We start from the raw sequence: 9,017 nt of genomic DNA on the forward strand, positions 1-9,017 counted from the left end.
CGCTGCGCACCGAATTCGATCGCGGCGTCGATGAGCATGTTGCGGTCTTCGAAGTACCGGTACACCGTGCCCCGCGAGACCTTCGCCATGCGCGCCACGTCCTGCACACTGGTGCGCTGGATGCCCAGCTGGGCGAAGCATTCGTTTGCCGCGTCGAGAATCTGGTCCCGGCGGTCGACGTCGGCGCCGGCCGCCGATTCGCTGGTGACCGGATCAGTCAACATCTCACTCCTACGAAGGCCAAGGGCGGTGATCTCAGCTCTTCATGCTACGCGACGTGCGGCTTTGCGCCCGGGAGCCGCACCGGCCCTGCGAAGACTGCCGCACCCCTGGGTCCTTCGCACGGCGGGGGTTCGAGGCGGGTGTACTAGGCACCGCCGCGGCGATCTGCAATCATTGGATAATTGAACGCTTAATGTTCCATTGTTACATCGCAGCAAGGAGTGGTCTTGTCTCGTCTCGAGGACAGATACGCGCTGGTTACCGGCGGGGCTCAGGGGTTGGGCGGGGCCATCGCCGAGGAGTTGGCCAGCCTGGGCGCTCACGTTTCGATCGTCGATCTCAACGGGGAGAAGGGCCTTGAGCGCGTCGAGCGCATTCGGGGCAATTCCGGGCGGGCCTCCTTCATCAGGGCCAACGTCGCCCATCGCGATGCGATTGAAGCCGCCGTTCAGGAGGCGGCGGAAACCGGGGGCGGCCGCATCGACGTCTTGGTCAACGCGGCGCAGTTCTTCGCCATGCCGAAGGCGCTGGAATTGGTCACCGATAAGGATTGGGAGCTTTCCGAGGCCACGGGGCCCAAGGCTACGTTCCGGTTCATGCAGCTCTGCTTCCCGTTCCTGCGCGAGTCGGGGCGGGCGTCGGTGATCAACTTCGTGTCGGGCTCCGCCCTCGCCGGCATCGCCTACACCGCTCCCTATTCGGCGGCCAAGGGCGCGGTGGCGGCGCTGACCAAGGTGGCCGCCAACGAGTGGGCTCGCCACCGCATCCGCGTCAACGCGGTGTGCCCGTTCGCCCTTACGGAGGCCCAGGAGAAACTGATCGGCACCGAGTGGGACAACTACACGCGGACGGCCGCGGCCTCGCCGATGAAGCGCGGCGCCAGCCCCGTGGAGATCGCGCCCGCCGTGGCCTTCCTCGCGGGGGACGACGCGGCGTTCGTGACCGGCACGGTGCTCCACGTCGATGGGGGCATGACCGAACTGTCTACGGTGGACTACTCGCAATCGCCGGGAGTATTTGGCTAGCAGTCGAATCGCCTATATACCCCATGACTCACATACCAGACACTTCCCGGCCGGTTCCAGCGCTGACCGCTCTAAGTCGGCCCTTCTGGACCGCCGGTGCCGACGGAGTGCTGCGCATGCAACGCTGCACCGACTGCGGGCGGTTGTGCCACCCGCCCGCGCTGCTGTGCCCTGTCGACCACGCGGCGACCGAGTATGTCGACCTCAGCGGCCGCGGGTTCGTCGAATCCTGGACGGTGAATCGCCATCAGTGGTTCCCGGGGTTCGCGCCGCCCTATCTGATCGCATTCGTCACTCCGGTCGAGGACAGGAGGGCGCGCCTGCTGACCAACCTGGTGAACGTTCATCCCGCCGAGGTCACCGCGAACATGCCCGTTCGGGTGACGTTCGATCGATGCCTAGACGGTGAAGACGAGGTGTTCATTCCATTGTTCGAGCCGGAGCGCTGGTGAATAAGGGGGTGACCGATCGGGCGGTCATCAGCGGTATCGGTCAGTCGGCAATCGGCCGCCGGCTGGGGCGGGACCCGCTGGAGCTGACCGCCGAAGCGTGTCTGGCCGCGGTTGCCGACGCGGGTCTGTCGTTGGCCGACATCGACGGGCTCACAACATATCCCGGGTCGTCGCAACCGGGCGTCGGGTTCTCGGGGGCGTCGTTGCGGGACATCCACGACGCGCTGGGAATCCAGCCGAACTGGGTCGCCGGGGGAGTGGAATCCCCTGGGCAGCTGGGCGCCGTGGTGGACGCAATGCTCGCTGTCGCGGGCGGGCTTGCCGACCACGTCCTGTGTTGGCGCAGCATCTGGGAGGGCACGGCTCAGGGCGCCGGCCGGCGCAAGGGCTACGGGTCTGGCGGCGGCCGCCCCGCCGGGATGCTGGGCTGGCAGATGCCATTTGGTGCGACGGCGGCCAACCTGGCGGCGCTGCAGATTCGCGCGCGAATGCTGCGGTACGGCCTGACTCGGGAGCAACTCGCGTCGATAGCCATCGCGCAACGGGCCCACGCCGCCCGCAACCCCACGGCGATCTATCGCGACCCACTCGACCTGGACGCCTATCTGGGCGCGCGCATGGTTTCTGACCCGTTGTGCATGTTCGACTGTGACATCGCCTGCGACGGGGCGACCGCATTCGTCGTTTCGCGTGCCGAGCACGTCGCGGGGCTGGACCACCCGGGGGTGTCGGTGGAGGCCCTCGACTGCGCCCACCACGACCGGTTCACCTGGGAGGGAGGTGAAGACATCACCCGCATCAGTTCGCGCTGGTCCACGATCTGGGATCGCACCGACTTCACCATCGCCGACGTCGACGTGGCCTCGTTGTATGACGGGTTCAGTGTCTTCGTGCTCTGCTGGCTGGAGGACTTCGGTTTCTGCCCGGTCGGCGAATCCGGCGCGTGGGTCGCCGATCCGGGGCGCATCTCGCTGGGCGGACAATTTCCCATCAACACTGCCGGAGGGCAGCTATCCGGAGGACGTCTGCACGGCTTCGGACATCTGCATGAAGCGTGCCTGCAAATCCGTGGCGAGGCGGCTGCGCGACAGGTCGACGGCGCGAAGCTGGCCGCGGTCGGTGTCGGGGCGGCCAACAGCGGCACCACCGCGATGCTGCTGCGGCGGGCCTGAGAATGCCGTCGTGCACAATGATCGTGCGACTCCGAGGAGGTAGTTGATGGCCGAAGATCAGGCGCCGAAGTTGGGCTTCATCGGGCTGGGCAATCTTGGTGCGCCCATGGCCAAGCGGCTGGTCGGCTGGCCGGGCGGGTTGATCGTTTTCGACGTAAGGCCGGATGCAACAACGTCATTCGCCGACGCCGGAGTGCAGGTCGCCGACACCGTGGATGATGTGGCGGCCGCAGACATCATCAGTGTCATGGTGCTGAACGACGAGCAAGTGCGCGACGTCGTGGCGCGGCTCGCCCCGCGCGCCAAGCGCGGCACCGTCATCGCGATCCACTCGACGATAGACCACAGAACCGCAGTCGAACTGGCCGCGGAATTGGAGCCGAACGGCATTCACGTCGTCGATGCACCGGTCAGCGGCGGCGTGGAAGCGGTGAAGACGGGTGACCTGGCTGTCATGGTAGGTGCCGAACGCGAGGTCTATGAGCGCGTCAAGCCGGCCTTCAAGCAGTGGGCGTCGATGGTGGTTCACGCGGGGGCACCCGGCTCGGGGACCCGGATGAAGCTGGCGCGCAACATGCTGACTTTCACCTCTTTTGCGGCCGCCTGCGAAGCGATGAAGCTCGCCGAGTTGGCGGGTCTCGATGTGCAAGCGTTCAGCCGGGTTGTGCGCCACACTGACGCACACAGCGGTGGCACCGGTGCAATGATGTTCCGCGATGACATGAGCAAGCCGCTCGCCCCAGACCACTTTCTTTACCAGCCCTTCCTGCACACCCGCGACTTGGGAGAAAAGGACCTCAGCCTTGCCCTGGGGCTCGGCGGGGAAGTGGGAGTGGATCTGCCGCTGGCGAACATCGCTCTGCAGACTCTTGCCGAAGGGCTCGGCGTGCCACGCCCCCCGGTGACCGAATCTCCGTGATCAAGAACCGCCGCTCCGCTGCATACAGATTGGCGAGCTGGATTCGATCGAGGTCCAGGGGAGGTGGACGTATCCGCGTGCCTTCACGGCATCCGGCATCTGATGCGGACACGACACCGGCCGATGCGACCCCTGGCGCGCCCGCATCCAGCCCTCCCGGCCAGCGACCTCATATCGGGCCAACCAGCAACATAGCCTCGTGAGGCGCCACCCTGGTCTTGGTCGGCGGCCTGCGCCGCGGTCAACCCGTGACTGTTCGGCCACGCTCAACTCCCTCATCTAGGGAGTGTCAAGGATCAACCGAACCTGGTGTAAAGGATCAACCGAACCACTGTCAGGCAACACGCGAAGACAAAATGTCACCCATCAGCCGAGGTGACACGCCGTGAGTGCCCCCGGCAGGATTCGAAAATGCCGACCCATCCGGTGCTATTACCGACAGTTAGCTGCGGAAACCCGCCTCTAGCTGCCGATATGCCCGTCATAGGTTATGTGCACAGCTACGCAAGGGTTAGCATGAATCAGCATGTTTGGTGCACGCACAGGGCACGGCGGGAAGGTAGCGGATGGCCGACCGACGATCATGGGGCAAGCTGCGCAAGCTGCCCAGCGGGCGGTGGCAAGCATCCTATGTCGGTCCAGACCTGGTGCGCCACACCGCGAAAGCGACCTTCACCGCGAAGATAGACGCCGAGGGCTGGCTATCGGATGAACGCCGCCTCGTCGAGCTGCATGCCTGGACGCCGCCAGCCCAGCGCGAAGCGGAACGCCTCGCCGGCGGCGTCACGGTCGCCGAATATGCGGCCGCGTGGATCGAGCAACGCCCGCTCAAGGCACGCACACGCATCGGCTACGAGTCCACGCTGGCCCGCCACATAGCCGACACCAGCCTGGGGCGGCTTCCGCTGCGCAACGTGACTGGCGCCGCGGTGCGGTCGTGGTATTCCGGCCTCAACACGGCCAAGCCGACCGCTCGGGCGCACGCCTACCAACTGCTCCACGCCGTGCTGGCGACCGCGGTCGCCGACGAGCTGCTGGCCGCGAACCCAGCGCACATCAGCCGGGCAATGGCCGCGCCCACCAAGCGGCAGCCCGTCATCCTCGAGGCCGCCGAGGTGGCGGCGCTCGCCGACGAGATCAAGGCCGAACTGCGCGCACTGATCCTGGTGGCCGCCTGGTGCGGGCCACGCTGGGGGGAACTGATCGAGCTGCGTCGCCGCGACGTCGGCAAGGACTGCGCCACCATCACGATCGCCCGCGGGGCCACCCATCGGCAGGGGAAGTGTCGTATCGATGTGCCGAAGTCGGGCCGCGGCCGCGCTGTCGTCGTCCCACCACACGTGCGGCCAGCACTCGCCGAGCACCTGGCCCGGTATGTCGACAAAGCGCCTGGGTCGCAACTGTTTCCGGCCGCCCGGGGCGGCTGCCACCTGAACGACCGCGTGTTCCGCGAGGCGTACAACGCGGCGTTGGACGGCATCGGCCGCGACGGTGACAAGCTCCCCCGACCCACAATTCACGACTTACGGCACTTCGCCGGCACGTCGGCCGCCCGCGTCGGGAACCTCCGCGAAACGATGGATAGGCTCGGCCACAGCACCGTCAAGGCATCGTTGCGCTATCAGTCGATAGCGGCCGGGCGTGACGCCGAGGTGGCCGCAGCGTTGTCCAAGCTCGCGCAACAGCCAGCAAATTAGCAGGGGCGATACTCCGCGGGTTTCGAACTTTGGACCCGCTGATTTTCGTCAGCCATTACAGCATTCGCATCCGCTCCCGGGAGCGCCTATAAGTCTCCCCTGCGGTCAACTGGACCCAAACTGGGCCCAACGTTTGAGCAAGAGCCGAGGCGGCACTATTCGCTGACAGCAACAGCACACAACGAAATACGCTGTGGGAAAGGCTAATGACTACCAGTCGGCATTTGCGCGCGTTCATGCGCCGTGCTTAACCTTGGGTTGCAAGTTGATCCGCACAAGGAGCCGAAAATGACCTCCACCAGAACCGAACTCAGCCCGGCCGAGGCGGCCGCATACAAGGGCGTGCACCCCGCGACGATCCGCCGTTGGCTGGCGTCGGGCGCGCTATCCGGCCGACGTTGCGGACCAAAGCTAATCCGCATCAAGGTCGGCGACCTCGACGCCATGGGCGCACCCATCGGCGGCGCCGCGTGACTGCCGTAACCGCAGTCGATTGGCGCGACTTCGCCACTTTCGGCGACCGACGAGTCACACCCACCGAACCTGACCCGGACAACCCGGCCGTGTTCAACCCGCGGGTCGGCGATCGTGTGAAACTGTTTTGGCCACAGGGTGAGTCGATGTGGGTGGCCGTCGACGCCGTCGATGACCATGGGCGGCTAACCGGAACCCTAGCCAACACCCCAGTCGTCGTCCCGCTGAACTATGGCGACCGTGTCTGGTTCGACACGAGCGACGTCGTGGCCCAGCTGCCGGCGCCAGCCGCCGGAGCCGCCTAACGACCTAGACGGCAACGTAATTCACTCACAAGCTCCGCGGGGCCACACCAGGCCGATAAATGACGGGCCGCGAGCATCACCCGAAGGAGCAGCGCCATGCGGGCGCCAACAAAAGAAGAAGGCCCCGGCCGGAACCGGGGCACCTCCTCATCACCAAGTAACACCAGTTTACCATGCTCGAAATGCGGTTACAGCGTAACCGAACCCTGGATCCGCAACTGGCACCGCATGGTTGAGCGCTGCCGGGTCGATCCGGCATTTCGCGAATATTGCGAATCAGGCGTACGTCGCTGGGCAGACGAACTCCGCGCCCACGAGGTCGCCGGCAAGTACTACGGCGGCTGTGATGCCGCATGAGCGCCCCACTGTCTGCCAGCGCCGACTGCTGGTTCTGCCTCCCGGGCAGCCCATGCCGCGAACACGCTTCAACGGCCTACGCCCGAGTGTTGTACCGGCCGGGGGAGCGGGTTTCGTTCAACCATCAGCAGCCGGGCGGGAAGTTCAGTTCCCGCATCATCGGCGTCAGTGAACTCCCCGCCGCGGTAGACAATGCGCCCGCCCAAGCGTGCTGCTGGGTCGGTGTTAACCCGACAACCGCAACAAGCGGGCGCGGAACCGCCGCAACGACATCCCGCCTCACGGCCCTCTACTGCGAGATGGACGACAAGAACACCACCCAGGGGCAGCAGGCAGCCGTCATCGCCGACCTCGCGGCGCTATTCGGGCCGCCGTCGATGATCGTCGGCTCCGGTCACGGCAAGCACCTGTATTGGGTCATCACCGACGGTGACATCACCGATGTGTTCACACACGAGGCCGCCAAAAGACTCCTCGAGCGGTTTGGCCGAATCGCCACCGCGATTGCCGCTAAACACGGCGCCGGAAAACCAGATCCCGTGTGGGACATCGCGAGAGTGCTGCGCACACCCGGCACCACAAATTACAAGGACGTCGACCACCCGGTGCCGGTTACCCTCACGGTCAACGAGGCGGCGCAAGCGATGACCGTGGCCGAAGCCGGGCAGCGCCTCGACGCCGCCGACGAGCTGTACCCGCCGCCGCCCGCGCCCCGCAATACCGAGGCGTCGGTCACGCGGCTACCCACCGGCTACACCGGCGAGTCGGTGATCGCCAAATTCAACGCCGAGCACAGGTGGCGAGACATCCTCCCCAACGGCTGGGTGTGCCTCGACGCTGACCCCGACGCCGAGGGTGCGCGGTGGCTCCACCCAACCGCAACGTCGCAGTGCTCAGCCACAATCCGCGATGGGAGGCTGTACGTGTGGTCGGATAACACGCCGTTTGACCAATCGTTTTCAGGCGCCCCACGCGGGTACGACAAGTTCGACGCCTATGCGCTGCTGCATCACGGCGGGGACAAGAGCGCCGCGACGAAAGCACTCAGGGCACCGACCGCCTACGGCCGCACCGACTTCGGTTATGGGCCGCTCTACGAAGCGGAGGCCAGGGCCGGCGAGGTCGACACAGACCAGGTGGGTGCGACATGGCAACCGATCGACCTCGGCCCGTACCTACGTGGTGAAATTACCCCGCCCCAACCCACAATAGGAATCGCCAGGGACGACGGACAGCGCTGCGTATACGCAGGCCGCGAACACGCTGTCGTCGGCGAAACCGAAAGCGGCAAAACATGGTTCTGTCTGCTATGCGCGGCCGCCGAGATGCGCGCTCGCAAGGACGTCGTCTACATCCACTTCGAGGAAGCGGATCCCAGCTCAACCGTCGAACGCCTTAAGTTCCTTGGGTTGAGCGACGACGCCATCAGTGCGCATCTGGTGTTCGTAGGACCGGCCGAACAGGTCCGCCGTGAATGGTTGGCTGCACTAATCAAGCGACAGCCGACACTAGTTGTGCTCGATGGGGTTAACGAGGCAATGGCGTTGCACGGCTCCGAGATCAAGGCCGCGGAGGGCTGGTCAGACGTCCGGCGGCGTCTAGTGACACCCTTCCTTCGCGCAGGGGCCGCTGTGTTGTCCTGCGACCACCTGCCAATGGGGACCGACCACACGCGCCGCGACGCCTACGGCACGGTCCATAAGGGGAATGCAATCGACGGGGCGCGGTTCGTGCTAGTGAACAAGGAGCCGTTCGGCCGCGGTATGCGCGGCATGTCGCATGTCTATCTCACGAAGGACCGGCCGGGCACGCTGCGCATCCATGGGCGCCAGACCGGCGTGCCTGGAAAGTCGTATTTCGGCGCGCTGGCCATCGACGCCACCGGGAACAGCCCCGCGATATGGGGGTTCTACCCCCCGCGGGACGCAGACCAACAGAGACAGAGTGCCATTGAGGGCGGTGATCCCTTGGCCGAAGCGATAATTGGTGACCTCGCGAAGGCCGGCGGCTCGGTGGACTCGTTCAACAAGCTCTGCGCAATGTTGCGAGGCGGCGGGGCCGGCTACCAGCGGACGCGCATCCGCGACGCTGTAGACGATCTCGTCGTCGCGGGCCGACTTCTTGAGGCGCCCGGTGCGCGAGGAGCTGTCGGTTACCGACTGCCCGATCCGACTGGTTCCGGGAGTGATTCGGACGAGGCGGCCGCATGACCGCGAAAACGGTTAACAGTTCGACGATGCGCGACCGGTTCCCGCGACCGGTTCCCTTAAGTGGGGAACCAGTCAGAAAACGGTGCACAGTCAAAAGACACTGTGCCAACCGCATTCTTTTTCACCGGTTCTGGAACCGGTGGGAACCAGTCGGAACCGGTCGGTGGATTTTGCCCCCGGTCGA

General features: G+C 65.6%; 8 protein-coding genes. 7 read left to right on the forward strand and 1 reads right to left on the reverse strand.

Annotated elements, in window-relative coordinates; all coding sequences use genetic code 11:
- The coding region (locus A5709_RS18560; protein ID WP_231987005.1) for a TetR/AcrR family transcriptional regulator at window positions 1-221 on the reverse strand (221 nt) is incomplete at its 3' end.
- A gap of 228 nt (window positions 222-449) precedes the next feature.
- Between A5709_RS18560 and A5709_RS18565 the strand changes: the two genes are divergently transcribed.
- The 7 genes from A5709_RS18565 (at window position 450) to A5709_RS28910 (ending at window position 8,833) form a co-directional block, all read left to right on the forward strand.
- The gene (locus tag A5709_RS18565; RefSeq protein WP_067277377.1) at window positions 450-1,247 is read left to right on the forward strand and encodes an SDR family NAD(P)-dependent oxidoreductase; all 798 of its coding nucleotides are present in this window, start codon (window positions 450-452) and stop codon (window positions 1,245-1,247) included.
- A gap of 23 nt (window positions 1,248-1,270) precedes the next feature.
- A complete protein-coding gene (locus A5709_RS18570; protein WP_067760405.1) occupies window positions 1,271-1,699 on the forward strand; it encodes a Zn-ribbon domain-containing OB-fold protein in 429 nt (142 codons plus the stop codon).
- An 8-nt stretch (window positions 1,700-1,707) separates the two neighbouring features.
- Entirely contained in the window at window positions 1,708-2,871 is a 1,164-nt protein-coding gene (locus A5709_RS18575; protein ID WP_231987006.1) for a thiolase family protein, read from the forward strand.
- 46 nt (window positions 2,872-2,917) lie between these two features.
- Window positions 2,918-3,790: an NAD(P)-dependent oxidoreductase gene (locus tag A5709_RS18580; RefSeq protein WP_068121496.1), complete on the forward strand. Its 873-nt coding sequence runs from the start codon at window positions 2,918-2,920 to the stop codon at window positions 3,788-3,790.
- A gap of 566 nt (window positions 3,791-4,356) precedes the next feature.
- Entirely contained in the window at window positions 4,357-5,487 is a 1,131-nt protein-coding gene (locus tag A5709_RS18585) for a site-specific integrase (RefSeq protein WP_068121499.1), read from the forward strand.
- A 288-nt stretch (window positions 5,488-5,775) separates the two neighbouring features.
- Complete coding sequence (locus A5709_RS18590; protein WP_068121503.1) at window positions 5,776-5,961, forward strand: helix-turn-helix domain-containing protein; 186 nt, start codon at window positions 5,776-5,778, stop codon at window positions 5,959-5,961.
- Window positions 5,962-7,180: 1,219 nt separating this feature from the next.
- Window positions 7,181-8,833 (forward strand): ATP-binding protein, encoded by a 1,653-nt coding sequence (locus A5709_RS28910; protein ID WP_231987007.1) that lies wholly within the window; start codon window positions 7,181-7,183, stop codon window positions 8,831-8,833.
- Window positions 8,834-9,017: the final 184 nt, after the last annotated feature.

Origin of the sequence: Mycobacterium sp. E1386, assembly GCF_001672745.1 — a bacterium.
In the GTDB taxonomy this organism is placed as follows: Bacteria; Actinomycetota; Actinomycetes; order Mycobacteriales; family Mycobacteriaceae; genus Mycobacterium.

Coding starts and splice junctions, on each gene's coding strand:
- A5709_RS18570 (WP_067760405.1), top strand. CDS start 1,271: ATGACTCACATACCAGACACTTCCCGGCCGGTTCCAGCGCTGACCGCT.
- A5709_RS18580 (WP_068121496.1), top strand. CDS start 2,918: ATGGCCGAAGATCAGGCGCCGAAGTTGGGCTTCATCGGGCTGGGCAAT.
- A5709_RS18585 (WP_068121499.1), top strand. CDS start 4,357: ATGGCCGACCGACGATCATGGGGCAAGCTGCGCAAGCTGCCCAGCGGG.
- A5709_RS18590 (WP_068121503.1), top strand. CDS start 5,776: ATGACCTCCACCAGAACCGAACTCAGCCCGGCCGAGGCGGCCGCATAC.